The organism is Corynebacterium frankenforstense (genome assembly GCF_030211955.1).
GTDB lineage: Bacteria > Actinomycetota > Actinomycetes > Mycobacteriales > Mycobacteriaceae > Corynebacterium > Corynebacterium frankenforstense_A.
On record NZ_JASODI010000121.1, the window covers coordinates 1 to 228 of the forward strand.

The following is a 228-nucleotide window of genomic DNA, read 5'->3' on the forward strand; positions in this document are numbered from 1 at the left end:
GATTCGCATGACCGTCGATATGGGTGTGTCCGACCACGCACCGGCCACGGTGATTATCACCCTGGTGGGCTTTACCCTGCTCTACCTGATTTTGGCAGTGGTGTGGTTCTGGTTGATTCGCCGCGCAGTTATTGCCGGACCTCCGACCGAATCCGCTGAGGCTATCAACGCCATCGGCAATGACCCCGAGCACGCTGGCCCGTCGTCACCAATCGCTACCAATCTGGG

General features: G+C 59.2%; 1 protein-coding gene. It reads left to right on the forward strand.

The features are described 5' to 3' along the window. The coding region (locus QP119_RS11790; protein ID WP_284776368.1) for a cytochrome ubiquinol oxidase subunit I at window positions 1–228 on the forward strand (228 nt) is incomplete at both ends.